Source organism: Citrobacter sp. On2M (assembly GCF_018035235.1).
GTDB lineage: Bacteria > Pseudomonadota > Gammaproteobacteria > Enterobacterales > Enterobacteriaceae > Citrobacter > Citrobacter meridianamericanus.
This window is the reverse complement of record NZ_WPCV01000004.1, coordinates 245,938-272,528: the sequence shown is the minus strand read 5'-3', so window position 1 is coordinate 272,528 and position 26,591 is coordinate 245,938. Positions and strand designations below refer to the sequence as shown.

General features: G+C 52.3%; 23 protein-coding genes. 10 read left to right on the top strand and 13 right to left on the bottom strand.

Translation table 11 applies throughout. The features are described from left to right. From hutU to hutI, 4 genes are all read right to left on the bottom strand, one after another. Positions 1-1,686, bottom strand: a complete 1,686-nt coding sequence (gene hutU, locus On2M_RS11635) for a urocanate hydratase (RefSeq protein WP_210904849.1) — start codon at positions 1,684-1,686, stop codon at positions 1-3. 137 nt (positions 1,687-1,823) lie between these two features. Further along, positions 1,824-2,543: a histidine utilization repressor gene (locus On2M_RS11630; protein ID WP_210904848.1), complete on the bottom strand. Its 720-nt coding sequence runs from the start codon at positions 2,541-2,543 to the stop codon at positions 1,824-1,826. Positions 2,544-2,607: 64 nt separating this feature from the next. Then, positions 2,608-3,549, bottom strand: coding sequence for a formimidoylglutamase (hutG, locus tag On2M_RS11625; protein WP_210904847.1), 942 nt, complete (start codon positions 3,547-3,549; stop codon positions 2,608-2,610). Then, on the bottom strand, positions 3,546-4,769 hold the full coding sequence (gene hutI, locus On2M_RS11620) for an imidazolonepropionase (RefSeq protein WP_210904846.1): 1,224 nt from the start codon (positions 4,767-4,769) through the stop codon (positions 3,546-3,548). The genes hutG and hutI overlap by 4 nt, the downstream gene beginning before the upstream one ends. 223 nt (positions 4,770-4,992) lie before the next feature. On the opposite strand from hutI, the gene On2M_RS11615 reads away from it, so the two are divergent. Next, positions 4,993-6,276 carry a putative acyl-CoA thioester hydrolase gene (locus On2M_RS11615; RefSeq protein ID WP_210904845.1) on the top strand — a complete coding sequence of 428 codons (1,284 nt, stop codon included), beginning with the start codon at positions 4,993-4,995 and terminating at the stop codon, positions 6,274-6,276. A 53-nt stretch (positions 6,277-6,329) separates the two neighbouring features. Here the strand turns inward: On2M_RS11615 and On2M_RS11610 are convergent, their stop codons facing one another. From On2M_RS11610 to On2M_RS11600, 3 genes are all read right to left on the bottom strand, one after another. Beyond that, positions 6,330-8,591, bottom strand: a complete 2,262-nt coding sequence (locus On2M_RS11610) for a hydratase (protein ID WP_151219582.1) — start codon at positions 8,589-8,591, stop codon at positions 6,330-6,332. A gap of 63 nt (positions 8,592-8,654) precedes the next feature. Continuing rightward, positions 8,655-10,088, bottom strand: a complete 1,434-nt coding sequence (locus On2M_RS11605) for an anion permease (RefSeq protein ID WP_151219581.1) — start codon at positions 10,086-10,088, stop codon at positions 8,655-8,657. 82 nt (positions 10,089-10,170) lie between these two features. Beyond that, the gene (locus On2M_RS11600) at positions 10,171-11,223 is read right to left on the bottom strand and encodes a 4-oxalomesaconate tautomerase (protein ID WP_210904844.1); all 1,053 of its coding nucleotides are present in this window, start codon (positions 11,221-11,223) and stop codon (positions 10,171-10,173) included. 178 nt (positions 11,224-11,401) lie between these two features. Between On2M_RS11600 and On2M_RS11595 the strand changes: the two genes are divergently transcribed. Continuing rightward, entirely contained in the window at positions 11,402-12,352 is a 951-nt protein-coding gene (locus On2M_RS11595; RefSeq protein ID WP_187260168.1) for a LysR family transcriptional regulator, read from the top strand. A 54-nt stretch (positions 12,353-12,406) separates the two neighbouring features. On the opposite strand, the gene pgl is transcribed toward On2M_RS11595, so the two are convergent. Continuing rightward, on the bottom strand, positions 12,407-13,402 hold the full coding sequence (pgl, locus tag On2M_RS11590; RefSeq protein ID WP_187252774.1) for a 6-phosphogluconolactonase: 996 nt from the start codon (positions 13,400-13,402) through the stop codon (positions 12,407-12,409). Between the two features lie 165 nt (positions 13,403-13,567). On the opposite strand from pgl, the gene On2M_RS11585 reads away from it, so the two are divergent. After that, entirely contained in the window at positions 13,568-14,386 is an 819-nt protein-coding gene (locus On2M_RS11585) for a pyridoxal phosphatase (RefSeq protein ID WP_151219578.1), read from the top strand. Here On2M_RS11585 and modC read toward each other — a convergent pair whose 3' ends face one another. From modC to On2M_RS11565, 4 genes are all read right to left on the bottom strand, one after another. After that, entirely contained in the window at positions 14,387-15,445 is a 1,059-nt protein-coding gene (gene modC, locus On2M_RS11580; RefSeq protein WP_151219577.1) for a molybdenum ABC transporter ATP-binding protein ModC, read from the bottom strand. A gap of 2 nt (positions 15,446-15,447) precedes the next feature. Further along, positions 15,448-16,137 carry a molybdate ABC transporter permease subunit gene (gene modB / locus On2M_RS11575; RefSeq protein WP_003023032.1) on the bottom strand — a complete coding sequence of 230 codons (690 nt, stop codon included), beginning with the start codon at positions 16,135-16,137 and terminating at the stop codon, positions 15,448-15,450. After that, positions 16,137-16,910: a molybdate ABC transporter substrate-binding protein gene (modA, locus tag On2M_RS11570; protein WP_187259455.1), complete on the bottom strand. Its 774-nt coding sequence runs from the start codon at positions 16,908-16,910 to the stop codon at positions 16,137-16,139. The genes modB and modA overlap by 1 nt, the downstream gene beginning before the upstream one ends. Before the next feature lie 200 nt (positions 16,911-17,110). Beyond that, positions 17,111-17,260: an AcrZ family multidrug efflux pump-associated protein gene (locus tag On2M_RS11565; protein ID WP_003023026.1), complete on the bottom strand. Its 150-nt coding sequence runs from the start codon at positions 17,258-17,260 to the stop codon at positions 17,111-17,113. A gap of 130 nt (positions 17,261-17,390) precedes the next feature. On the opposite strand from On2M_RS11565, the gene modE reads away from it, so the two are divergent. From modE to gpmA, 7 genes are all read left to right on the top strand, one after another. Beyond that, complete coding sequence (gene modE, locus On2M_RS11560) at positions 17,391-18,179, top strand: molybdenum-dependent transcriptional regulator (protein WP_151219576.1); 789 nt, start codon at positions 17,391-17,393, stop codon at positions 18,177-18,179. A 66-nt stretch (positions 18,180-18,245) separates the two neighbouring features. Beyond that, on the top strand, positions 18,246-19,718 hold the full coding sequence (modF, locus tag On2M_RS11555; RefSeq protein WP_151224969.1) for a molybdate ABC transporter ATP-binding protein ModF: 1,473 nt from the start codon (positions 18,246-18,248) through the stop codon (positions 19,716-19,718). Positions 19,719-19,936: 218 nt separating this feature from the next. Further along, on the top strand, positions 19,937-20,953 hold the full coding sequence (galE, locus tag On2M_RS11550) for a UDP-glucose 4-epimerase GalE (protein ID WP_151219574.1): 1,017 nt from the start codon (positions 19,937-19,939) through the stop codon (positions 20,951-20,953). A gap of 9 nt (positions 20,954-20,962) precedes the next feature. Beyond that, positions 20,963-22,009 carry a galactose-1-phosphate uridylyltransferase gene (gene galT, locus On2M_RS11545; RefSeq protein WP_151219573.1) on the top strand — a complete coding sequence of 349 codons (1,047 nt, stop codon included), beginning with the start codon at positions 20,963-20,965 and terminating at the stop codon, positions 22,007-22,009. A gap of 3 nt (positions 22,010-22,012) precedes the next feature. Then, on the top strand, positions 22,013-23,161 hold the full coding sequence (gene galK / locus On2M_RS11540) for a galactokinase (RefSeq protein WP_151219572.1): 1,149 nt from the start codon (positions 22,013-22,015) through the stop codon (positions 23,159-23,161). Continuing rightward, positions 23,155-24,195: a galactose-1-epimerase gene (galM, locus tag On2M_RS11535; RefSeq protein WP_210904843.1), complete on the top strand. Its 1,041-nt coding sequence runs from the start codon at positions 23,155-23,157 to the stop codon at positions 24,193-24,195. The genes galK and galM overlap by 7 nt, the downstream gene beginning before the upstream one ends. A gap of 232 nt (positions 24,196-24,427) precedes the next feature. Further along, on the top strand, positions 24,428-25,180 hold the full coding sequence (gene gpmA / locus On2M_RS11530; protein WP_151219570.1) for a 2,3-diphosphoglycerate-dependent phosphoglycerate mutase: 753 nt from the start codon (positions 24,428-24,430) through the stop codon (positions 25,178-25,180). Positions 25,181-25,247: 67 nt separating this feature from the next. Here the strand turns inward: gpmA and aroG are convergent, their stop codons facing one another. Beyond that, positions 25,248-26,300, bottom strand: a complete 1,053-nt coding sequence (gene aroG / locus On2M_RS11525) for a 3-deoxy-7-phosphoheptulonate synthase AroG (RefSeq protein ID WP_187252779.1) — start codon at positions 26,298-26,300, stop codon at positions 25,248-25,250. Between the last annotated feature and the right edge of the window lie 291 nt (positions 26,301-26,591).

Sequence of the window (26,591 nt, the reverse complement as noted above, 5' to 3'; positions counted from 1 at the left end):
TCAGCATTTCTCCTGCGTCGCAGCAATCATCGGCAAATTCAGCCCTTCTTCGACGGCGCATTCCACCGCAATGTCATACCCGGCGTCGGCGTGACGCATCACCCCGGTCGCCGGATCGTTGTGTAAGACCCGGGCGATACGCGCAGCGGCTTCATCGGTACCATCACACACAATCACCATCCCGGCATGCTGGGAGAAGCCCATTCCTACCCCGCCACCGTGGTGCAGTGATACCCAGGTCGCGCCACTGGCTGTATTAAGCAGTGCATTCAACAACGGCCAGTCGGATACCGCGTCAGAACCGTCGCGCATGGCTTCAGTTTCGCGGTTTGGGCTGGCAACAGAGCCTGAATCCAGATGATCGCGGCCAATAACAATCGGCGCGGACACTTCACCGCTACGCACCATCTCGTTAAACGCCAGCCCCAGTTTTTGCCGCCATTCCAGGCCGACCCAGCAGATACGCGCCGGTAAACCCTGGAAATTAATCCGCTCACGCGCCATATCCAGCCAGTGGTGCAGGTGTGTATCGTCAGCCACGATCTCTTTCACTTTGGCATCGGTTTTATAAATATCCTGCGGATCGCCGGAAAGCGCCACCCAACGGAACGGGCCAATGCCGCGACAGAACAACGGTCGAATGTAAGCTGGTACGAAGCCGGGGAAATCAAAAGCGTTTTCCACGCCCATCTCTTTGGCCATCTGGCGAATGTTATTGCCGTAATCAAACGTCGGCACGCCCATTTTGCTAAACGCCAGCATCGCCTCGACGTGTGTTGCCATGGAGCGTTTCGCCGCCTGCACCGTGCCCTGCGGATCGGACACCGCTTTCGCCTGATACTCTTCCCAGCTCCAGCCGGACGGCAGATAACCATGCAGCGGATCGTGGGCGCTGGTCTGGTCGGTGACCATATCCGGGCGCACCCCACGCTTCACCAGTTCCGGCACAACGTCGGCGGCGTTCGCGCACAGCGCAATAGAGACTGCTTTACCCTCACGGGTATACTTAACAATACGCGCCAGCGCATCGTCCAGTGATGTCGCCTGCTCGTCCACGTAACGGGTACGCAGACGGAAATCGATCCGGCTCTGCTGGCATTCAATGTTCAGCGAACACGCCCCTGCAAGCGTAGCGGCTAACGGTTGCGCCCCGCCCATGCCACCAAGCCCGGCGGTCAGTACCCAGCGTCCGTTCAGGTTACCCTGATAATGCTGACGACCTGCTTCAACGAAGGTTTCATACGTCCCCTGCACGATGCCCTGGCTGCCGATGTAGATCCAGCTCCCGGCGGTCATCTGACCGTACATCGCCAGTCCTTTGGCATCCAGCTCGTTGAAGTGTTCCCAGGTAGCCCAATGTGGCACCAGGTTGGAGTTGGCAATCAGCACGCGCGGCGCGTTGTCATGGGTTTTGAACACGCCAACCGGTTTACCGGACTGGACCAGCAGCGTCTCATCGGTCTCCAGTTTGATCAACGCGTTGACGATGGCGTCATAGCACTCCCAGTCCCGCGCCGCACGACCGATCCCACCGTAAACCACCAGCTCATGCGGATTTTCTGCCACATCGGGATCAAGATTGTTCATTAACATGCGCAGCGGCGCTTCGGTCAGCCAGCTTTTGGCCGTTAAGGTGGTGCCTCGTGGGGCACGAATATCCTGCTGACGATACTTGCTATGAGACATGGTAGAGCACTCCTCGCGAACGTTCGGACAGATAAGTAACATATACTTGTCTATACAAGCTATCGCAAGGCCGAATTTAACAATTAAGATACAATTTTATTATACTGCGGCAGCAATCACGGTTTTCATCTCCTGGATCAGGACATGAAACGCCCCTGCAGACGATAGCGGGAACCCGGGAACAGCAAACGGGCATGAGAGACAATGGATGACGCGGACCAGGTCTTGCGGCGGATCAGCAGGCAGGGATCGTGTTCTTTGATGTTCAGCAGCGCGCACTCTTCGGCGCTGGCGCGAACGGCCTCAACGATATGCTCACCTTCGGTCAAGGGGGCTATCAGTGAAAGGTATGCGTGCGGCGTGGTCTGGCTGTAATCCTGCGCCAGATACTCGGGCACAATTTCGGCATTCACGCAGCGATCTTCAATCTGCACGGGTAGGTTGTTCTCGTAGTGCACCATGACAGAGTGAAAAATGGAGGTGCCCTCTTTGACGTTTAACTCCAAAGCCTGCTGCGCGTTTGCCGAAGTTCTCTCCAGGGTCAGCACCTCACATCGGTGCTGATGCTGACGGGCGTTGATTTCATCCGCGATGCTGCGAATTTCAAACAGCGCGGACTGCCCTTTTGGCTCGGCAACAAACGTCCCTACGCCCTGCAAACGCACCAGTAAACCTTCATCGGTTAGCTCACGCAGCGCCCGGTTGATGGTCATGCGGCTGAAACCATACTGCGCCACCAGCTCTGCCTCAGACGGAATGCGATCGTGAGCTTGCCAGATACCGCTGGCTATCTTTTCGCTGATCTCCTGTTTGATCTTTTCGTAAAAAGGCGCCGGAGCAGAACGGGATGGTTGCATGCGTAAGCCTTCCTTAAGCTGAGAATAAGAGTTGCCAAATGGCAGCGTAACGTTATCAGGCACGTCAGTGCCACCAGTGTGCGATTTGCCAGCCAAGCCGCGCCGCAACGCGCGCCGCGTTGCCATCATCGTCAAAACGGGGATTAAATTCAACCATGTCCACCGCTTGTAATTTACCACTGCGACAAAGCGGCTCAATCAGCCTGAGCAATGTAGACAGCGGTACACCCAGCGCGGCAGGAGCGGACACCGCAGGCATTTCCCAGACCGGCAAAACGTCGAGATCGATAGTCAGATAGATAACGTCAACGCTTGATATGAACTGCGCCATCTGCGCCTGTGCGTTATGACAGTGCAGATCCTCCACCACGGTAACATTGCGTTGCTGCGCTTCATCCCACAACGCCTGAGTGTTGGCGGCGCGGTTAACGCCAAAGCAGGCGTAATGAAATTCACGCTGCTGTGCATCACAGAGCTGAGCCAACTGGCGAAAAGGCGTACCAGAAGTCGCCTGGTCAGCATGACGTAAATCCAGGTGGGCATCGAGGTTAACGATACCTACGGTTGAGCGCGGGAAAGCATCCAGCACACCCGCGCCGTGGGCAAAGGCGGTTTCATGCCCCCCACCCAACACGAAGGTGCGCATTTCAGCCTGCTGGCAGCGTTGCACAGCATGGCGTAACGCCTGCTGCGCGCCCTCGAGATCGGGAGCCTGCGCCACAATATTACCCAGATCCACCAGCCGATCATGACCGTGGTGACTGGCTAAATTCGCCAGCGCCTTGCGCAGCACATCGGGGGCTCCGGCGGCGCCCGTGCGTCCCTGATTACGTTTCACGCCTTCATCGCAGGCAAATCCCAATAGCGCTATCTGCTCGCGATAATTTTCAGGGCTAAACGCTGCACTGAGCGTGATGGTCTGAAACAGGCGCAGCGCAGTTGGCGATTCAGCGCGGTCATCACGACCTTGCCAAAGCGCGGGAGAAGCGGGATGCCAGTTCATCATGATGGTTGTCCTCGGAATACGCGCTGGTAGAGTGGGTTACGCCCAGGCTCATACAGGATCTCGACAGGAAGAGTCGCATCCCACACCACAAAATCGGCCACGAACCCGGCCTTCAGTTGTCCGTGAGTGGCATGACGCCCCAGCGCCCGGGCCGCATGGCGAGTTACGCCAGCCCATGCTTCTTCCGGCGTTAAACCAAACTGGACGCAGGCCATGTTCATCGCCCAGTGCAGGCTGATAAATGGGCTGGTGCCGGGGTTGAAATCCGTCGCCACCGCCATTGGGACCTGATATTGACGCAGCAGCTCTACCGGCGGGCGCTGCTGTTCTTTGAGGAAATAGAACGCGCCGGGCAGCAGCACGCCGACCGTGCCGCTTTGGCTCATCGCCGCGACGCCCGCTTCATCCAGATATTCAATATGATCGGCGGATAACCCGTAATAGCGGCTGACCAACTGCGCGCCACCGAGCAGCGACAACTGTTCAACGTGACCCTTAACCGGAATGCCCAACGCCTGTGCGGCCTGAAATACCCGTTCACTCTGCGCGAGGTTAAATCCGACGCTTTCACAGAACAGATCGACGGTCTCAAACAAACCTTGTTCCCACAGCTGCGGCAAAATGGTCTCGCACACCAGCGTAATATAGCCGTCAGGATCATCCCTGAATTCCGCTGGAGTCGCATGCGCAGCCAACAGCGTCGGACTTATTTCCACGATATTTTCCGCCGCCAGCCCCGCCGCCACGCGTAAAATCTTCTCTTCTGTCTGCAAATCCAGACCGTAACCGGATTTAATTTCCAGCAACGTAACGCCTTCGTTGATCAGATGGTCCATCCGCTGATGGGCAATGTGTAAAAGTTGTTCGTCCGTGGCGCTGCGGGTCGCTGATACGGTGGCATTGATCCCCCCGCCCTGGGCGCTTATCTGCTGGTAAGATGCCCCGTTGAGCCGTTGTTCCCACTCGCCTGCGCGGTTTCCACCAAAGACCAGATGTGTATGGCAGTCAATCAGACCCGGCGTAATCAATCTGCCCTGCATATCAAAGGTATTGTCATGTGTACGGTATAATGAGGATTCCGGCACGATAGCGCGAATTTTGCCCTGACGAATAATCAGCGCATGATCGTCCACCAGCCCATACGGGGTATTACGTTCAGGATCCATGGTCGCCAGGCGGACATTACGCCAGATGGCATCATCAGGGAAAAATTGCTGCATTCCACTCACCACTTGTCATAGGTTGTATAGACATTTATTGAGATCCTGCGGATGTTGTCAACCTGAAGGGCGATAAATGTTATTTAATTGTGACTTCAGAACGCTCCACATCCGCTATTGCTGCTATAAAAAACAACTTTTTACCTTTTCGCCTTTCCGTTTCGCTCAACTTAGTATAAAAAAGCAGGCTTCAATGGATAACTTTCAAAGCCCGGAGCAACCTGTGAATATTTCATCAGTTTCCCGTCTGGCGCTGGCAATGGCTTTTGGCGTGACGCTGACCGCCTGTAGCTCTACACCGCCCGATCAAATTCCTTCCGATCAGAGCGCGCCAGGTACCTCCTCGCGCCCGATTCTGTCGGCCAATGAAGCGAAAAATTTCGTCGCTGCACACTATTTTTCCGCGCTGACGCCAAATACTCAGCCGTGGAGCCCTTCTGCTATTTCTCTGCCTGCGCAACCTGACTTTGTTGTCGGCCCGGCAGGGACTCAGGGCGTCACCCATACCAGCATTCAGGCGGCAGTGGATGCGGCAATCATCAAACGTACTAACAAACGTCAGTACATCGCGATTTTGCCAGGTGAATATCAGGGTACGGTTTATATCCCGGCTGCAACGGGTAGCCTGACGCTGTACGGCATGGGCGAAAAACCACTGGATGTGAAAATTGGCCTGGCCATTGACGGTGACATGAGTCCTGCAGACTGGCGCCATGCGGTGAACCCGGGCGGTAAATATATGCCAGGCAAACCGGCGTGGTATATGTTTGATAATTGCCAGAACAAACGCGGCGCGAATATTGGCGTGATGTGTTCTGCTGTCGTCTGGTCGCAGAATAACGGCCTGCAATTGCAGAATCTGACCATCGAAAACAATCTGGGTGACAGCGTTGATGCGGGTAACCACCCGGCCGTTGCGTTGCGTACCGATGGCGATAAAGTGCAGATCAACAAGGTCAACATTCTTGGCCGCCAGAATACGTTTTTCGTGACCAACAGCGGTGTACAAAACCGTCTGGAAAACGATCGTCAACCACGTACGCTGGTAACCAACAGCTACATTGAAGGTGATGTGGATATTGTTTCCGGTCGCGGCGCAGTGGTGTTCGAGAACACCGATTTCCGCGTAGTGAACTCCCGCACACAGAAGGAAGCCTATGTGTTTGCACCGGCTACTCTGTCAAACATCTATTACGGTTTCCTGGCGATTAATAGCCGCTTCACGGCAAGTGGCGATGGCGTGGCACAGTTAGGCCGTTCGCTGGATGTCGATTCGAACACTAATGGTCAGGTCGTTATCCGCGACAGCGTGATCAACGAAGGTTTCAACATGGCTAAACCATGGGGTGACAGTGTTATCGCGAAGCGTCCATTTGCTGGTAATACCGGTGCGGAAAATGACAAAGGTGAAATCCAGCGCAACCTGAACGACACCAACTTCAACCGCATGTGGGAATACAACAACCGCGGTATCGGTAGCAAAGTGGTTGCCGAGCCGAAACAGTAATGCCTGAATAAAAAAAGGTCGCCATATTGACGCTGGCGACCTTTTTTATGGTGTTACACCAAACGCGATTTATTAAAGTTAATCAAACTCCCCGCTTTAATAATTTCACGCTCCTCGGCGGTCAGGCTTTCCATATACAAGCTGATTTCACTCACTGCGCCATCATCATGAAGAACGTACGCTTTTATCTCGCGGCTGCACGCATCCAGCGCACGGCGAATACCGGGAATATAGATATAGTCCCCGACCTCAAAAGAGGGTTTCTCTGCCATTTGTAGCGGTAACATACCCCAGTTGATCACATTGGAACGGTAACGTTTGGTGGCATATTCCTGGGCGATATTTGCCAATCCACCGATCACTCGCTGACAGCTTGCCGCCTGCTCGCGTGCAGAACCATCTCCAGGCTTGACGGCATAAATCATGCTGCCAATCTCAGTCTCCAATGGTTGCATATTTTCCTGACCAGTAATCTGCTGGATGCGTGCGAAAACGGACGCCAGTTCGCTAACGTCACCCGCCTGACGTTGTTTTTCCCGTTCAGCGACCGCCTTGCTTCTGCCAACATAGCCGGGATCGCGTCGGGAAAGTGTAAATTCAGCCAATCCCAAAGGATTGGAACGATACGAAGAGGTTTCTCCGGACGGAATAAGCTCATCCGTCGTTGTCACATCATCAAGGATTTTTGAGGCCACTTTCAGCAGAATATTTTCCGTTAATGCGCCCAGCTCCGGCCAGTCTTTAATATTCGGGCCATAAATGAGCGGCTGCTGCGTGGCCCCTTTGACAAAGCCCTGGTATACGCGGCTCTTATAAGGCGCAGGGTTAAACGCATAGTCTGGCAACGCATCCCAGCAGTCCAGCTCCGTTGCAGCAGTGAGGTATCCCCCGTTGGCGGCCGTTGCCGCTATCGAACGTGCATCCATCAGCGCAACGGCGGACATTTGCCCGTTGCCCGGCTTCGAACCTTCGCGGTTGGGGAAGTTACGCGTGGTATGGCGGATACTAAGACCGTTGTTGATTGGCGTATCGCCCGCACCAAAGCATGGGCCACAGAACGCGGTTCTGATGACGGCTCCCGCCCCCAGCAAATCCGCAACGACGCCTTTCTGCGCTAAATCCATAAACACTGGTTGTGAAGAGGGATAGATTGCCAGCGAGAAAGCATCATTGCCACAGGATTGACCACGTAATGCCTGTGCCGCAGCAATCACATTTTCATAGTTGCCTCCCGAGCATCCGGCAATGATACCCTGCTGCACTTTTAAGCGTCCATTCTCCACTTTATCCAGTAACGCCAGGCTGGCTTTACCTTGCGCGATTCGCGCAGATTCAACTTCAATCTCCCGGAGAATATCCGTCAGATTTTCATTGAGTGTAGCAATCTCATAGACATTACTTGGATGAAATGGCAGCGCAATCATCGGCTTAATCGCACTCAGATCGACATAAATGCACCCATCGTACCAGGCCATCGGCTGCGGTTTGAGCGGGCGATAATCCTGTTCGCGACCGTGTAATGCCAGCCAACTGCGAGTGTCATCATCCGTTTGCCAGACGGAGCTTAGACAGGTAGTTTCGGTGGTCATCACATCAACGCTGTTGCGAAAATCCGTTGAAAGATGCCGAATGCCAGGGCCGACAAACTCCATGACCTTATTTTTGACGTAGCCATTTTTAAATACCGCGCCAATGATAGCTAAGGCCACATCCTGGGGACCTACGCCCGCTACAGGCTTGCCGGTCAGATAAACGGCCACAACGCCAGGATAATCAATATCCCAGGTATCGTTTAACAGCTGTTTAACCAGCTCACCGCCCCCTTCCCCCACCGCCATCGAACCTAATGCGCCGTAACGCGTATGGCTGTCTGAACCGAGGATCATTTTGCCGCCACCAGCCATCATTTCGCGCATGTACTGATGGATGACAGCAATATGTGGCGGCACAAAGATTCCGCCGTATCGTTGTGCCGCCGACAGGCCAAACATATGATCGTCACCGTTAATGGTTCCCCCTACCGCGCATAATGAGTTATGGCAGTTGGTCAGAACGTACGGTAATGGAAAGCGCTCCATCCCTGATGCTTTAGCGGTCTGAATAATCCCGACAAAGGTAATATCGTGTGAAGCTAATGAATCAAACTTAATTTTAAGCTTATTCATGTCACCGGACGTATTATGCGCTGAGAGAATCGACCACGCGATAGTTCCTTTTTTCGCCTCTTCTTTACAGATAGACTCAGACACCTCATCCTCAGCGATAATTTCATTATTACCGGAGAGATAAATCCCTTTCTCATATAATTTAATCATTAGATACTCCACATTGCTGTATTCTCACCTGAGCACAGACAACCAATGAACGATGTGATTTAGTTAGAGCATGTTCCAGCCAATCAACATATTCCACCACCAAAGACCCAGCGTAATATGGACGAGGAACGTCAAAAACGTCAGCATTGCGCCAACCAACCACCACGATTTGATGTCGTTATACCCGACGCCAAAAATAACCGGTCCCGCAGCACCGCCATAATGGGTAACCATACCGCCGTAAGAGTTAGAAAAGAGCAATGCCAATGCAGTTAACATCAGTGGAGCCCCGGATACATTCGCCAACATGGCAAATACCGGCATCATGGCCACAATATAGGCGCTACCAGAGGCAAAGAAATAACGAACAATAATGCTCAAAAAAAGAATCACAAAGAACGCAATATTCCCGTGGTTACCAAAGTCGAGGTTATTTTTGAAAAGTTCAGCTAACCAGTCAAAAAACTTCACTTTTGATAACAGAGAACTCAAACCGATTATACCGCCATACCAGATTAAGGTATTCCAACCGCCCTTATTTTTAACCACATCATCCCAGGTAACTACGCCAAATAAGAGCATTGTTCCCATTACGACAATCGCTACCGTAGATTCATCAACACCGAGAGTTTTACTAAAGATCCATCCTAATAGCGCGAGGACGAAAATGCCCAGCAGCATTTTTTCGCGCCCTTTCATTGGCCCTAAATCCTCAAGCCCGGCCTTAGCAATAGTTTTGTTATCTACCTTTTTAATTTCAGGTGGATACATAAAATAAATAACTAATGGCGTCAATAACAGCATGATTAATCCAGGCAGCGCAGCCGCGAGCGCCCATCCCCCCCAGCTCAGCTGCAAGTGACAGATATCGTTGATCATCTTTAATGCCAGAATGTTTCCGGCCATCGCAGTAAAAAACATATAGCTGGTTGTTTTAGTGACCATATACACCGTCATCATCAGGTAATGACCGACGCGACGTGGGCTCTTGTCCGGCTCAGAGCCTAACGCCACCGCAACACTATTGATGATGGGTAATACAATGCCACCCGCGCGCGCCGTATTTGACGGTGTTGCCGGGGCTAATACCAGGTCAAGGAACACAGTCACGTATCCCAGGCCAAGCGTGGTGTTACCTATTTTACCGATCAGAATATAGGCAATGCGCTTACCCAGCCCCGTCGTCACAAAAGCAGCGCTTAAAGTAAACGCAGAGAAAACCAGCCATGTCGTACCGGAAGCATAGCCACTCAGCACGCTGCTGGTTTTAAGTACGCCGCCGCCTAAATTTCCGACAACCACCATTGAGGCGGCAACGGCAATCAATAATACCACCGGTTCAGGAAACGGTTTGATCACCAGCCCGACAATCGCAGCAAGATAAATACCAAAAAGCACCCATGCCAGTTCACTTAATCCCGCAGGGGCAGGAATGAAACCGATAATACAGGGGATGGCTAATATTAATATTAGCTTCCATAATGATTTAACGTTCATTTTTGAGTCCTGGATAATCTGTATATTAAGTACAGAGTTCTTTTCGATTTTCCGTAATCACAGCAAAATGAGGTCAATGCTGTCAGGGAAGGTAAACGTCACCAGCGAATATTTTCCTGGCGGTACGAATAACCGAAGCTCTGAGGGTTGCAGGTTCATCCCCTTCATTAGTTAAATGAATATCAAGGGCCCCACCAGGATGTTCTATAGTGATATTCCCGTCATGCGTGCCTGGTGTTACCTGAAGCGTAACAGTACCGTTAATGACACAACTGCTGGCGATCGCTATCGCCCCGGTAATTGCCAGTGCTTTATGGCAAGAGTGCGGCATAAAATAACGAACATTAATTGCGCCACCGTGCTGGGGTGCCGAGATGAGAATAGGTTTAGGGATAACCTTATTGCTGACATCCCCCAGACCCATAGCCTCACCGGCCTGTAAACGAATAGACTCAATGCGCGATAATAATTCGCGGTCTGCATCTAAATCTTGCGCGGATTCATAGCCCGTTTTCCCCAGGTATTCAGCAGGAATAATCACCACTGGTGTCGCCATATCCATACAGGTCACGGGAACGGAGTCGATATAATCAATCTGCTGACCTGTCGGGAAGATTTGCCCAGTTTTAGAACCTGCGGCATTGAGGAACGTCAGCGCAATCGGGGCAGATGTGCCCGGGACACCGTCAATTTTTGATGTTCCTTCATACTCCACAACACCGTTCGGCGTCTGTATATCAGCTTCGATAAACGTGTTGGTGTTTACATTGCGAATACGAACGCGCGTTGTCGGCATTGCGGCATTAATTAGTCCCTTTTCAATAGCAAACGCGCCAACGGCGGAAAGCATATTACCGCAGTTCGGCGTGGTATCGACCCGTTGCTCATGCACCAATACCTGCGCAAATAAATAATCGATATCAGCTTTCGGGTCATTTGAACGACTAATAATCGCGACTTTGCTGGTTAACGGATTGCCACCGCCAATACCGTCTATTTCCAGCGCATTGCCAGAACCCATAATTTTAATCAATACTTCATCACGCAGCTTTTCTTCTTGCGGTAGATCTTGTGCTAATAAAAATGCACCTCTGGAGGTTCCTCCGCGCATCATAACGCAAGGTATTTTTTTCATGATTATGCTCTCAATATTATTTCCACTGAGTACATGGTTGCATGTCATGAATAGGGTGGCTAATGACTTTGTTTACGAGATTAATGATTTATTTTTATTAATTGAAATTTAAGAATTGCAGATACACTGGACGCTTTCATCATAGGCAGGGGCTTCCCCGATTTAGTCCGGAGTCAGAATGAAACACGAATTATCAAGCATGAAGGCGTTTGTCACGCTGGCAGAGTCCGATTCTTTTAACAATGCCGCCAAGTTACTTAATATTACGCAACCTGCATTAACACGCAGGATTAAAAAGATGGAAGAGTATTTACACACTCAACTCTTTGAAAGAACAACTCGCAAAGTTACATTAACAAAAGCGGGGGAAAGATTATTACCTGAAGCCAGAGAATTAATTAGAGCCTTAGATGAAACCATTTTTAGCATTAGTGAAATGAATGCTCACCATCATGGCATAGTGACATTGTCTTGTATTCCTACCGCCGTGTTCTATTTCTTACCATTGGCAATCGGGAAATTTAATGAGCTGTATCCCAATATCAAAGTGCGAATTATTGAACAAGGTACGAATAATTGTATGGAATCCGTACTTTGCAACGAGGCTGATTTTGGGATAAACATGAACAACATCACAAATTCCTCTATCGAGTTCACTCCACTGGTTAATGAACCGTTTGTTCTGGCCTGTCGGCGCGACCATCCGCTCGCCAATAAACAGTTGGTAGAATGGCAAGAATTACTGAATTACAAACTGATAGGCGTTCGCTCCTCAAGCGGTAACCGATTATTGATTGAACAATATTTAACTGATAAACCGTGGAAGTTGAACTGGTTTTACGAGGTCCGCCATCTGTCCACCTCGCTGGGCCTGGTTGAGGCGGGATTGGGCGTTTCCGCGTTACCAGGACTTGCCATGCCGCAAACGCCGCATCCAACGCTGATAGGGATCCCCCTGGTTGAGCCTGTCATTAGACGTACGCTGGGGATTATTCGCCGTAAGGACGCTATTCTCTCCCCTCCCGCTGAGCGATTTTTCTCCCTTCTGCTGAATTTATGGTCAGATGACAAAGATAGCCTTTGGACATCCGTTGCTGAATGTCAGGAAAATCTACCGCTCATTAAATAAAAAAAAATCCGCAACCTTTACCAGATTGCGGATCGTTTGTAACGCCAGCGCGTTTTAGTACGCGTTAATCACCACCCACATTGGACCTTGCCCTACCGCGTAACGACCTTTCTCTGTCAACAGACCTTGTTCACCTGCAATCTCATACACCGCGATATGGTGCGATTTTTGCCCGGCAGCAATCAGGTATTTTCCGCTGTGATCGATATTAAAACCACGCGGCTGAGTTTCGGTAGGCTGGAAACCCTCTTTCGTCAGCACGCTACCGTCTTCTGACACGCTAAAGATCGTAATCAGGCTGGCAGTGCGATCGCAAGCGTACAGATGACGACCATTTGGTGTAATGTGAATATCTGCCGCCCAACGGGTGTCTGAGAAATCAGCAGGCATCATATCCAGCGTCTGCACGCACTCAATCTTGCCGTACGGATCTTTCAGCTCCCAGACATCAACAGAGCTGTTCAGCTCGTTCACACAGTAGGCATATTGCTTATTCGGATGGAACGCCATATGACGCGGGCCCGCGCCTTCCACGGTAGTCACTTCAGCCGGTTCCTGCGCGACCAGATGGCCATCATCGCTGACGTCAAACAGGCAAATACGATCCTGTTTCAACGCCGGAACCCACAGGGTACGGTTATCCGGTGAGATGTTGGCCGAGTGGCAACCGTCCAGACCTTCAACCACATCAACCAGCTCTACCGGCAGTCCATCCTCAAGGCGGGTAACACTTACGCTGCCCGCGTTATAAGAGCCAACAAACACGAAACGCCCCTGATGATCGGTAGAAATATGGGTCGGGCTACCCGGCAGCGCAGACTCTGCCGCGAAGGTTAGCGCACCGTCATCAGGCGCAATACGATAAGCCAGCACGCGAAACTCCGGGCGCACGCCAACATAGAGATAGCGCTTATCCGGGCTGACGACCATCGGTTGTACCTGACCCGGCACATCAACCACCTGCGTCAGCGTCAACGCCCCCTCGTGATTCAGGCTCCAGACATGAATTTGCTGACTTTCAGGGCTGGCGGTATAAACGGTTTGCTTCATGAATACTCCTTTGCTTTTTGGCAGGTGGCAGCAATTGCCTGACACACGCCTAAGGTAGACGCTTTTAACGGTGAATGCTTAATTAAGGCTCAGAATTTTGTCCGGCTCCCGTCTCGGTGTACCATTCCAGCAGACAAAATTCTCAACCTTAATCTGGAAAAACCTATGACCGCACGCGTGATTGCCCTGGATTTAGACGGTACGTTGCTGACCCCGAAAAAAACCTTGCTGCCATCCTCTCTCGAAGCGCTCGCGCGCGCCAGAGAAGCAGGCTACCAACTTATCATTGTCACAGGTCGCCATCACGTTGCTATTCATCCTTTTTATCAGGCACTGGAGCTGGATACACCTGCAATTTGCTGCAACGGCACCTACTTGTATGATTATCAAGCAAAAAAGGTACTGGAATCCGATCCCCTCCCGGTAGACCAGGCATTACAGCTGATCGACATGCTGGATGAGCATCAGATCCACGGGCTGATGTATGTGGATGAAGCCATGCTGTATGAGCGCCCAACCGGGCATGTGGTGCGTACCGCTAACTGGGCGCAAACCCTGCCGCCGGAGCAGCGCCCAACCTTCACCCAGGTGCCTTCGCTGGCGAAGGCTGCGCATGACGTCAACGCCGTCTGGAAATTTGCCCTAACCGACGAAGATATTCCGAAACTGCAACAGTTTGGTAAGCATGTTGAACAACAGCTGGGACTGGAGTGTGAATGGTCCTGGCACGATCAGGTCGACATTGCCCGTAAAGGCAACAGCAAAGGACGGCGCCTGACCCAGTGGATTGAAGCCCAGGGGGGGGCAATGGAAAACGTCATTGCCTTTGGCGATAACTTTAACGATATCAGCATGCTGGAAGCCGCAGGCACTGGCGTGGCTATGGGTAATGCGGACGACGCGGTCAAAGCCCGCGCCAATATCGTGATTGGTGATAACACCACCGACAGCATCGCGAAATTTATCTATTCCCACCTGCTGTAATCAGGCAGTAATCGACACGCTCTTAATTTGGGCATACAGCCACTGGCCGGGTTTGATCCCCAGTTCATCCCTGGCCCATGGGCTGATCCTCGCCCACAGCGTTTTACCACCCACTTCAAGCTGAACCTCCACCTGACCGTTATCGTCATAGCACTGCGCGACCTTCGCCCGCAGCACGTTACGAATACTGGTCTGCTGCGGCGGTTGTAGCACCAGCGAAACATCAGAGGCCTGAATACGAATACGCAGCGCGGTTTGCAGTGGTTGATCCAGTTTATTGACCCACAAATGCTGATCGCCAAGCGCCAGCGCGGTCATCGCGTAGTGTGGATGATGTTCCAGTACGCTGACTTTCAGAATGCTGCTTTGCTGCTCCTTCGGCAGCCACGGGTGCATCACGCTGCTGCCCCAGACATCTTCCAGCGAACCGAACGCTTTGACCTGCCCGCTTTCAAGCACCATTACTTTGTCGGCCAGGTGCAAAATTTCATCCAGCGAGTGGCTGACGTACAGCATCGGAATATTAATTTCGCGTGCCAGACGTTGCAGGTAAGGCAGCAGTTCACGCTTACGCGGAATATCCAACGAGGCGAGCGGCTCATCAAGCAGCAATAACTCAGGTGCGGTCAGCAGCGCCCGACCGATGGCGACACGCTGCTTTTCACCACCGGAAAGCCCGCCGGGCAGACGATCAAGCAGCGGTTCAATGCCCAACAACGCCACCAGCTTATCAAACTGTCCGGCCATGCTTTTCGCCATGCCGTAGCGCAGATTGCCGCGCACCTTATAATGCGGGAACAGACGCGCATCCTGAAAAACATAACCCACCCGGCGTTTTTCAGGCGTTAAGCAGATACCCTTCTCAACGTCGTTTAATACCCGATCGTTGAGCACGATGCGTCCGGACTGCGGCTGTGTCAGACCGCTGATGGCGTTAATCAGTGAGGTTTTCCCCGCGCCTGAAACGCCAAAAATCGCGGTGATCCCACTGGCGGGCAGCGTTTCGTTGAGCGTCAGACAGTGCGTCCCCAGCGTCTGGGTGAAATTAAGTTCCAACATGATTATCGCCCCGTCCGCTCACGGCTAATACGCGCCAGCCATTCAGAAATCAGCAGCGAAATCAGCGCTAATACAATGGATATGATACATAATCTTGCCGCCGCGCTTTCGCCGCCCGGAGTCTGGATCAGGGTATACATCGCCGAAGGGATAGTGCGGGTTTCGCCAGGTATATTGGAAACAAAGGTAATTGTTGCACCGAACTCGCCAAGCGAGCGGGCGAACGCCAACACCGTACCAACAATAATGCCGGGTAGCATCAGCGGTAGCGTTATAGTCATAAAGACGCGCCAGCGTCCGGCGCCCAGCGTACGAGCGGCCTGCTCCAGCTTGACGTCGACACCTTCCAGCGCCAGACGAATAGCCCGCACCATGAGCGGGAAGGACATCACCGCAGCGGCCAGCACGGCACCACGCCAGCTAAAGGCAAAGGTGATGCCAAACCAGTCATACAGCCATTCGCCGATGAATCCACGCCGTCCCATAGAGACCAACAGCAGATACCCCACCACCACAGGCGGCAGTACCAGCGGTAAATGCAGCACGCTGTCGAGCAGCGCTTTGCCCGGGAATTTGCATCGCACCAGTAACCAGGCAAAGAAAATCCCAAATGGCAGACTAAACAACACGGCCAGGGAAGAAACTTTCAGGCTCAATATAACGGCCTGCCATTCAGGATCGGTCAGTATCATTACTTGGTCGTAAATCCATAACGTTTAAAGATTTCAGCAGCCTGCGGTCCTTTCAGGTAATCATAGAACGCGCTAACCGTTGCGTTGGAGTGGCCATCAACAATCGCGATAGGGTATTCCACTTTTTTGTGCGAATCTTCCGGGAAAGTCGCAACTACTTTTACGCCCTTGCTGGCGACGGCATCGGAACCATAGACAATCCCCAGCGGCGCTTCGTTACGTTCAACCAGCGCCAACGCACCCCGTACGTCTTCAGCAGGCGCCAGTTTTGGGGAAAGGGTATCCCATGCACCCAGTTTTTGCAGCGCTTCTTTGGCATAAATGCCTGCTGGAACATGTTCTGGATCGCCAACGGCCAGACGTCCACCGTTCAACAAACTGGTCCAGTTGGTTTTGCTGTCGATGGCAAACGCTTTCTGCTCACTCGCTTTCGGTGCCACAACCACCAGGCTGTTACCCAACAACGTTGCACGCGTTGCGCTATCAATCGACTTTTTGTCCACCGCGTAGTCCATCCACTTCTGATCGGCAGAAATAAATAGATCGGCTGGTGCACCGGCTTCAATCTGGCGCGCCAGTGTGGAAGAAGAAGCAAAAGAGGAGACGACGTCAACGTTCTTCTCTTTTTTGTATTGCGTTGCAATATCCTGCATCGCGTTGGTCAATGATGCCGCTGCGAAAACGGTAATTTTTCCTTCATCCGCCAGCACATGCCCGGCAACGGTAAGAGAAAGTGTTGCCCCTGCAAACAAGGGTAACCATGTACGTGCCATCTGTAACTCCTTTGCGTTTCGTTATGTAGTCGCAAATATAACGAGTAAAACAGGATTTTCCCAGAGGTTATTGATACCAATTAGAGGTTACACAAAGAAAATATCGGCAGGGAAAGCAGGATCTTGAGAAATGGCAGTCAGAGAAAACAAACAGAAAGGCGAAAAAATAGAAACGCCCGACTGAGCGGGCGTTTGGGGAATCAATGATTCTGTCTGGACTGGTCTTTCTGACCGATACCGGAGAAAATGTTGAACACTTCACCCAGTCCGTAAATCAGACCCAGAATAATGGCCATTACCACAGGTACCATGATTACGGCGAATACCAGACTTTTCAATAACTCTAACATGGTCAACTCCAGATATAGTCCTTAGCTGTATTCTAACCCCATAACGCAGAAAAGCACTCCCCTTTTGTGCGGTCGGCTTTGCTCAGGCATGGTTTTCCGTCACAATACCTTTTTTTGCTAGGAGCTTGTGATGCAGGCCGAAATCCTTCTTACGCTGAAACTTCAGCAAAAACTGTTTGCCGATCCCCGTCGCATTTCTCTGCTGAAGCACATTGCGCTTTCCGGCTCCATCAGTCAGGGCGCGAAGGATGCAGGCATCAGCTACAAAAGTGCCTGGGATGCAATTAACGAAATGAACCAGCTCAGCGAGCAGACGTTGGTTGAGCGTGCCACAGGCGGTAAAGGCGGCGGCGGCGCGGTGTTAACCCGCTACGGCCAACGTTTAATCCAGCTGTACGATTTGCTGGCGCAAATCCAACAAAAAGCCTTTGATGTTTTGAGTGATGATGATGCGCTGCCACTTAACAGCCTGCTGGCGGCAATTTCTCGCTTTTCGCTGCAAACCAGCGCCCGTAACCAGTGGTTTGGCACGATTACCGCCCGCGATCACTCCCTGGTACAGCAGCATGTCGACGTCCTGCTGGCCGATGGCGAAACGCGCCTGAAGGTGGCGATCACGGCACAAAGCGGCGAGCGTCTGGGCCTTGATGAAGGCAAAGAGGTGTTGATTCTGCTGAAAGCGCCGTGGGTCGGAATTACCCAGGATGACGCTATCGCTCAGGCTGCCGACAACCAGCTGCAGGGCACGATCAGCCATATCGAACGCGGCGCAGAACAGTGCGAGGTATTGATGACGCTGCCAGACGGCCAGACACTGTGTGCAACCATTCCGACAGAAAATAGTGCGACGCTGCAGGAAGGCGCGAACGTCACTGCTTTTTTCAATGCTGACAGGGTGATTATCGCCACACTATGCTGAGTGATTGACATCAGCTTGAAGAACACGTATCCCTGTTATTAATCGCTGCAAATAATGGGATACAAAATGTCATCGTTGCAAATTTCGCAAGGCACGTTTCGTCTTAGCGACACAAAAACGCTCCAGTTAGATGCGTTGACGTTAAACGCGGGTGATAGCTGGGCGTTTGTTGGCTCTAACGGTAGCGGGAAATCTGCGCTGGCCCGCGCGCTGGCAGGGGAATTACCGCAGCTGAAAGGCGAGCGCCACTGTCAGTTTACGCGTATCACCCGACTCTCCTTTGAACAGCTCCAGAAGCTGGTCAGCGACGAGTGGCAGCGAAACAACACCGATCTTCTCAGCCCCGGTGAAGATGACACCGGGCGCACCACCGCAGAAATCATTCAGGATGAGATCAGCGATCCCGCCCGCTGCGCTACATTGGCTCAGCAGTTTGGCATCTCTGCCCTTCTCAACAGGCGTTTCAAATACCTTTCGACCGGAGAAACACGTAAAACTCTGCTTTGCCAGGCGTTAATGTCCGCACCGGATTTACTGATCCTCGATGAGCCCTTTGACGGGCTGGATGTGGCATCCCGCTGCCAGTTAGCAGAACTGCTCGCTGACCTGCACCAGGCTGGCTTTACGTTGATATTGGTGCTTAACCGCTTTGATGAAATTCCCGAGTTCGTGCAGTTTGCCGGCGTGCTTGCCGATTGCACGCTGACAGAAACCGGCGCGAAAGCCGACCTTCTGCAACAGGCATTAATCGCTCAACTTGCCCATAGCGAACGACTGGAAGGTATTCAGTTACCCGAACCGGATGAACCTTCGGTGCGCCGCACGTTGTCAGATAACGAGCCACGAATTGTACTTAACAATGGCATCGTCTCGTATAACGATCGCCCTATCCTTCATCATATGAGCTGGCAGGTAAACCCAGGCGAGCACTGGCAAATCGTCGGCCCCAACGGTGCGGGAAAATCAACCCTGCTCAGTTTAATCACCGGCGATCATCCCCAGGGCTACAGTAACGATCTGACGCTGTTTGGCCGCCGTCGGGGTAGCGGTGAAACTATCTGGGATATCAAAAAACACATCGGCTACGTCAGCAGCAGTCTGCATCTGGATTATCGGGTGAGTACGACCGTACGCAACGTTATTCTCTCCGGTTATTTTGATTCAATTGGCATTTACCAGGCCGTCTCCGACAGGCAGCACAAACTGGTACAACAGTGGCTGGATATCCTTGGCATCGATAAACGTACTGCGGATGCGCCATTCCATAGTCTTTCCTGGGGTCAACAGCGGCTGGCGCTGATTGTTCGCGCGCTGGTTAAACACCCTACCTTGTTGATTCTTGACGAGCCTTTGCAAGGGTTAGATCCGCTCAATCGCCAACTGATTCGTCGTTTTGTGGATGTGCTGATCGGTCAAGGCGAAACTCAGCTGTTGTTCGTCTCTCATCACGCCGAAGATGCCCCAGCCTGCATTACCCACCGTCTGGAGTTTGTGCCCGAGGGCGATATCTACACCTATCAACAAACATCACTGCGTTAATTTTCATACCAGGGCGTTTGAATACGCCCTTTTTTCTGTCTTTTTTTCAGACAAACGCTGAGATAACAACCTAACGTAATGATTTAAAATAAAATAACCACTGCAAATATGTGAAAACGCCAGTGTGTAAACGATTCCACTAATTTATTCCATGTCACACTTTTCGCATCTTTGTTATGCTATGGTTATTGCATACCATAGGCTTAACGGAGCGAATTATGAGAGTATTGGTTACAGGTGGTAGCGGTTACATCGGAAGCCACACTTGCGTGCAGTTGTTGAAAAACGGTCACGAGGTGGTGATCCTGGATAATCTCTGCAACAGCAAGCGCAGCGTTCTGCCCGTCATTGAGCGTTTAGGTGGTAAGCATCCGACTTTTGTGGAAGGAGATATCCGTAACGAAGCGCTGATAACCGAAATTCTGCACGATCATGCCATTGACACGGTCATCCATTTTGCCGGGTTAAAAGCCGTTGGAGAATCCGTGGCCAAGCCGCTGGAGTACTATGACAACAACGTCAATGGAACTCTGCGTCTGGTAAACGCCATGCGCGCCGCCAACGTGAAAAACTTCATTTTCAGCTCCTCCGCGACCGTCTATGGCGATCAGCCGCAAATTCCTTATGTTGAAAGCTTCCCCACCGGCACGCCGCAGAGTCCGTACGGCAAAAGTAAGCTGATGGTGGAACAGATCCTGACCGATCTGCAAAAAGCCCAACCCGACTGGAGCATTGCTTTGTTGCGCTACTTTAACCCGGTTGGCGCGCATCCATCAGGGGATATGGGGGAAGATCCTCAGGGTATTCCCAACAACCTGATGCCTTACATCGCACAGGTTGCCGTGGGTCGCCGCGAGTCCCTTGCCGTATTTGGCAACGACTATCCTACTGAAGATGGCACCGGCGTTCGCGACTACATCCACGTGATGGATCTCGCCGACGGTCACGTTGTCGCAATGGAAAAACTGGCGGACAAACAGGGTGTGCATATTTACAACCTTGGCGCAGGCATCGGCAGCAGCGTGCTGGACGTGGTCAATGCCTTCAGCAAAGCCTGCGGTAAACCGATTAATTACCATTTCGCCCCGCGCCGTGATGGCGATCTTCCGGCCTACTGGGCTGATGCCAGCAAAGCCGATCGCGAGCTCAACTGGCGCGTGACCCGCACGCTGGATGAAATGGCACAAGACACATGGCACTGGCAGTCACGCCACCCACAGGGATATTCGGATTAAGGACCAATCATGACGCAATTCAATCCTGTCGATCACCCACATCGCCGTTTTAACCCGCTCACCGGGCAGTGGATCCTTGTTTCACCGCATCGCGCCAAACGTCCGTGGCAAGGGGCGCAGGAAACTCCTTCTAAGCAGGTACTGCCTGCGCATGACCCGGACTGCTTTCTGTGCGCTGGCAATACGCGCGTTACCGGCGACAAAAACCCGGATTACACCGGGACCTATGTCTTCACTAATGACTTTGCGGCCCTCATGTCAGATACCCCGGACGCGCCGGACAGTCACGATCCGTTGATGCGTTGCCAGAGCGCACGCGGTACCAGTCGCGTGATTTGCTTCTCGCCCGATCACAGCAAAACGCTGCCGGAACTCAGCGTCCCTGCGCTGACAGAAATTGTACAGACGTGGCAGGAACAGACTGAAGAGTTAGGAAAAACCTATCCCTGGGTGCAGGTATTTGAGAATAAAGGCGCGGCGATGGGCTGCTCTAACCCGCACCCGCACGGTCAAATTTGGGCCAACAGCTTTTTGCCCAACGAAGCCGAACGTGAAGATCGCCTGCAGAAAGCGTACTTCGCTGAACAGGGCGCACCGATGCTCGTTGATTACGTCCAGCGCGAACTGGCGGACGGCAGTCGTACGGTCGTAGAAACTGAGCACTGGCTGGCGGTTGTGCCTTACTGGGCCGCGTGGCCGTTCGAAACGCTGCTGCTGCCGAAAGCGCATGTGCTGCGTATCACTGATTTGACCAATGAACAGCGTGCAGACCTGGCGCTGGCGCTGAAAAAACTGACCAGTCGTTACGACAACCTGTTCCAGTGCTCATTCCCCTACTCTATGGGCTGGCACGGCGCGCCGTTCAACGGTGAAGAAAACGAACACTGGCAGTTACACGCGCACTTTTACCCGCCGCTGCTGCGTTCCGCGACCGTGCGTAAATTTATGGTCGGTTATGAAATGCTGGCGGAAACCCAGCGTGACCTGACGGCAGAACAAGCGGCTGAGCGACTGCGTGCGGTCAGCGACATCCATTTTCGCGAATCCGGAGTTTAAATAATGAGTCTGAAAGAAAAAACACAATCTCTGTTTGCAGAAACGTTTGGCTACCCAGCCACCCATACTATTCAGGCACCGGGTCGCGTAAACCTGATCGGCGAACACACCGATTATAATGATGGCTTCGTTCTGCCCTGCGCCATCGACTATCAAACTGTCATCAGTTGTGCCGCGCGCGACGATCGAAAAGTTCGCGTGATCGCCGCTGATTACGACAATCAGATTGATGAGTTCTCTCTCGATGCGCCGATTATCGCCCACGACAGCCAGCAGTGGTCGAACTACGTGCGTGGCGTGGTGAAGCATCTACAAAAACGCAGTAACGCCTTTGGCGGTGCGGATCTGGTGATCAGCGGTAATGTCCCGCAAGGCGCAGGTCTTAGCTCTTCCGCCTCGCTGGAAGTCGCTGTGGGTACGGTATTCCAACAGCTCTATCACCTGCCGCTCGACGGCGCACAAATCGCCCTGAATGGCCAGGAAGCTGAAAACCAGTTTGTCGGCTGTAACTGCGGCATTATGGATCAGCTGATCTCCGCGCTTGGCAAGAAAGATCATGCGCTACTGATCGACTGCCGTACGTTGGGCACCAAAGCTGTCTCCATGCCGGAAGGTGTGGCGGTGGTGATCATCAATAGCAACTTTAAACGCACGTTGGTCGGCAGCGAGTACAACACCCGTCGCGAACAGTGTGAAACCGGCGCACGTTTCTTCCAGCAACCGGCACTGCGTGATGTCAGTCTTGAAGCATTTAACGCTGTCGCCCACGAGCTGGATCCGATTGTCGCCAAACGCGTCCGCCACGTCATCACGGAAAATGCGCGTACCGTTGAAGCCGCGCAGGCGTTGGAAAAAGGCGACCTGCTGCGTATGGGACAATTGATGGCGGAATCTCACGCCTCAATGCGCGATGACTTTGAAATCACCGTGCCACAAATTGATACGCTGGTTGAAATTGTCAAAGCGACCATCGGCGATAAAGGTGGTGTACGTATGACTGGCGGCGGCTTCGGCGGCTGCATCGTGGCGCTGATCCCGCAAGATCTGGTGCCTGCCGTGCAACAAGCTGTCGCTGAGCAATACGAAGCAAAAACCGGTATCAAAGAAACATTCTACGTCTGCAAACCTTCACAAGGAGCCGGACAATGTTAAACGAAATCCCTGTGCAGGCTCCGGACGGTCAGCCGTTTCGCCTGATTACCCTGCGCAATGACGCAGGGATGGTGGTCACGCTGATGGACTGGGGCGCGACCCTGCTCTCTGCGCGTATTCCGCTGAGCGATGGTAGCGTGCGCGAAGCATTACTCGGGTGCGCCAGCCCGGAACAATATCCGGAACAGGCTGCATTTCTGGGGGCGTCGATTGGTCGCTACGCTAACCGTATCGCCAACAGCCGCTATACTTTTGCCGGTGAAACCGTTGAATTAATACCAAGCCAGGGCAACAACCAGCTGCACGGCGGGCCGGACGGTTTCGACAAACGTCGCTGGCAGATAGTCAATCAGAATGACCGTCAGGTGCTGTTCGCCCTAACGTCTGAAGATGGCGACCAGGGCTTTCCTGGCCATCTTTGCGCGACCGCGCAGTATCGCCTTACTGACGATAATCGTATTTCGATCACCTACCGCGCCACGGTCGATAAGCCCTGTCCGGTGAATCTTACCAACCACGTTTATTTCAACCTCGACGGTGATACAACCGATGTCCGTCAACATAAGCTGCAGATCTTCGCTGACGAGTACTTGCCGGTGGATGAAATGGGTATCCCACACGACGGACTGAAGCCGGTGGCTGGTACCGCGTTCGATTTCCGCGTGGCGAAAGTTATCGACAGCGAATTTTTGGCCGATGACGATCAGCGGAAAGTAAAAGGTTACGATCACGCTTTCTTGCTACAGGCGCAAGGCGATAGCCGCAAACCGATCGCGAATCTGTGGTCACAGGATGAAAAACTGCAGATGGAGGTCTACACCTCTGCCCCGGCTTTGCAGTTTTATTCCGGAAATTTCCTCGGCGGTACGCCATCCCGTGGTCCTGACGCCTACGCCGACTGGCAAGGTCTGGCGCTGGAAAGCGAGTTCCTGCCGGACAGCCCGAACCATCCGGAATGGCCGCAGCCAGACTGCTTCCTGCGTCCTGGCGAAGAGTACACCAGCGTGACGGAATACCGGTTTATACCAGCTTAATCGTTCCCCCTCCCAGGCCCGATGACGTAACGAATCGGGCCTGTTGCTTGTTTATCACAGTAGAACCGTTCAAATCCCCACCGTTCAAAGACAAAATCGCAACCTTGAGTTCACAAGAACCTTACACTGTGGCGCTATTTTCGCTATGGTTATGCGTAAGGATTGCCGCTGACGCATTACGGCAATATAATGAGAATTATTATCATTCAATATGATTTATAGGAGTGAGTGTATGGCTGTAACTAAGCTGGTTCTGGTACGTCACGGTGAAAGTCAGTGGAACAAGGAGAACCGTTTTACCGGTTGGTATGACGTTGATCTGTCCGAGAAAGGCGTGGGCGAAGCGAAAGCAGCAGGTAAACTGTTGAAAGAGGAAGGCTATAGCTTCGATTTTGCATATACCTCTGTGCTGAAACGTGCCATCCACACCCTGTGGAACGTACTGGATGAACTGGATCAGGCCTGGCTGCCAGTTGAGAAATCCTGGAAACTGAATGAACGTCATTACGGCGCGCTGCAGGGGCTGAACAAAGCGGAAACTGCGGAAAAATACGGTGACGAGCAGGTTAAGCAATGGCGTCGCGGCTTTGCGGTCACCCCACCGGAACTGACTAAAGATGACGAACGCTATCCGGGTCATGATCCGCGTTATGCGACGCTGACCGACAACGAGTTACCGGTTACCGAAAGCCTGGCGCTGACCATCGATCGCGTTATCCCTTACTGGAATGAAACCATCCTGCCGCGCATGAAAAGCGGTGAGCGAGTGATTATCGCCGCTCACGGTAACTCCCTGCGTGCGCTGGTGAAATACCTGGATAACATGGGCGAAGATGAGATCCTCGAACTGAACATCCCGACGGGTGTACCACTGGTGTATGAGTTCGACGAAAACTTCAAACCAATCAAACACTATTATCTGGGTAACGCTGACGAGATCGCCGCAAAAGCAGCTGCCGTTGCGAACCAGGGTAAAGCGAAGTAATTTCTGCGTGTCGCATAAAAAAGCGCGGACTATCCGCGCTTTTTTTATCTTTCTGGTAGGCTAACGTTTAACCGCGGCGCGCTTTTACCGCATCCGCCAGTTGACGTAACACCGCATCAGTATCTTCCCAGCCAATGCAGGCGTCGGTGATGCTCTTACCGTAGGTCAGCGGTTCGCCGCTATCCGGGTTCTGATTACCCTCGACCAGATGGCTTTCGATCATCACGCCAATAATCGCTTTTTCACCACCAGCAACTTGCCCGCAAACATCTTTCGCAACATCCATCTGCTTTTTGAACTGCTTGCTGGAGTTGGCATGGCTAAAGTCGATCATCACTTGCGCAGAGAGCCCTGCTTTAATCAGACCTTCTTTCACGTCGGCAACATGCTGAGCGCTGTAGTTCGGCTCTTTGCCACCGCGCAGAATGATATGGCAATCACCATTACCGCTGGTATTCACGATCGCCGAATGACCCCATTTGGTCACAGACAGGAAGCAGTGTGGTGCCCCTGCGGCGTTGATTGCATCAATCGCAACTTTGATCGTGCCATCAGTACCGTTTTTAAAGCCAACCGGGCAGGACAGACCAGATGCCAGTTCGCGGTGCACCTGAGACTCAGTGGTACGTGCTCCAATAGCGCCCCAACTCATCAGGTCGGCAAGATATTGCGGCGTGATCATATCGAGGAATTCACCTGCAGCTGGCAATCCGCTGTCGTTGATATCCAACAGCAGTTTACGCGCAATGCGCAGTCCATCGTTGATCTGGAAGCTATTGTCCATGTGCGGATCGTTGATAAGCCCCTTCCAGCCGACGGTGGTACGCGGCTTTTCGAAATAGACTCGCATGACAATTTCAAGCTCGCCTTTTAACTCTTCGCGCAGCGCCAGCAGGCGAGTGGCGTACTCTTTGGCGGCAGCCGGATCATGAATAGAGCACGGCCCAATCACCACTAACAGGCGATCGTCGTTCCCTTTCAGAATTTTATGAATTGCCTTACGGGCATGAGCCACCGTATTTGCGGCATTTTCAGTAGCGGGGAATTTTTCCAGCAGTGCGACTGGCGGTAATAACTCGTTGATCTCTTTGATGCGTAAATCGTCGTTCTGATAATTCATGATTATTCCAGCGTTGCCATACTTATATAAATGAATGCAATCCATCCAATCTATATCTTCAGTCATAAGGTGTAAACGGGGTTTTACACTTTGGACGGATTAATCCTGGAATCTGGTAAAAAAACGCAATAATGTAGCGAAAAATGAGATCCAGACTACAATTTCTAACTGTAACATCTTAAATTTTCATAGATTTCAAGATTGTATGCTGGTTTTAATTTCCAAAGCAAAACGATTAACCACGTATTGATGATGTAACTGGCACATGCACTGTTGGAAGACGTTATCCGA